This window comes from Dietzia papillomatosis NBRC 105045 (assembly GCF_001570845.1).
Taxonomy (GTDB): Bacteria; Actinomycetota; Actinomycetes; order Mycobacteriales; family Mycobacteriaceae; genus Dietzia; species Dietzia cinnamea.
Genome location: NZ_BCSL01000114.1, coordinates 1 through 1046 on the forward strand (window position 1 = coordinate 1; position 1046 = coordinate 1046).

The 1046-nt window shown below is 66.7% G+C and carries 1 protein-coding gene and 1 pseudogene; both read right to left on the reverse strand.

Annotated features, from left to right (window positions below; all coding sequences use genetic code 11):
* Positions 1–658: ATP-binding protein (locus DPA01S_RS16050; protein WP_061917931.1), on the reverse strand; the 658-nt coding region annotated here is incomplete at its 3' end.
* Positions 651–1046: pseudogene (locus DPA01S_RS17125) on the reverse strand (IS21 family transposase); the annotation flags it as partial. The gene DPA01S_RS16050 and the pseudogene DPA01S_RS17125, both read right to left, overlap by 8 nt.

The following is a 1046-nucleotide window of genomic DNA, read 5'->3' on the forward strand; positions in this document are numbered from 1 at the left end:
CCGCGTCTTGGAGCGACTTGTACCAATCGGGCGGGTCGAACTGCGAGGTCACCAGCGTCGAGCCCCGCCCTTCCCGGGCGGCAAGGATGTTGAGCAGCTCCGCCGCGGTGTGCGGGGCCACCGGCGTGGTCAGGAAATCGTCCAGCACTAGCAGGTCGCAGTTGTGCAGATCAGTGAGGAAGTCCAGCCTGCGCTGCGAGGTCGGCTCCAGCACGGCGAGCCGGTTGGCCAGGTCGTCGAGCCGGAAGAACCTCGCGGTGTAGTACTTTCGGCACGCGGCATTGAGAAGCGCCTGGGCGAGGTAGGTCTTGCCCACGCTGGATTGGCCGAGCACGACGAGATTGCGAGTGGCGTCGATCCATTGACAGCTGGAAAGTCGTGCGATTAGCTCGCGGTTGACGTTGCGGTCAGGCAGGTAGCGAATCTCTTCTACGCAGGCGTCAGGGTTTGGCGATCTGGAGGCCTTGAGTAGTTTCTGGGTCCGGCGTTCCTGCCTGGCCGTGATCTCTTTGTCCAGGGCGTGGAAGATCTTCTCCGAGAAGGTCCACTCGTCGCAGGCGGGATCGTTGGCCAGGTCAATGACGGTCTGGCCGAACGCGGTCATCCGCAGCTGCGTGAACAGCGGCATGTCGGCGTCGGTGAGATGACGATCAGTCACGACCGGCCTCCCGGTTTGAGTCGTTGGGAGCGCTGGTGAGGGCGGCGAGGCTGAACTGCTCAGGCCCGGCCAGATGCGCCCCGGTGGTATCTCGCCGACCCGGCGGCGGCTCCAGCCGGTCCGTCGTAGCCGCCACCGCCGGCTGCGTGGTGGTGGGCCGGGCGGCGGCCTGGGCCCGCAGTGCGGCCAGCTGCTGCTTGACGGCGGTGTAGCTGATCGCCCGGCGGGAGGTCTCGGAGACGAGTTGGCCGCAGGCCCGCTCGAGGAGCTGCTTGTTGTCGCCGCGGGCCAGGGCGAGGATGTTCTGGCACGAGCGGTAGCCCTGCGCCTCGATCCGCTGACGATCGAGGACCTCGCTGATCGCGGCGACGGTGTTCGGCCCGATCTT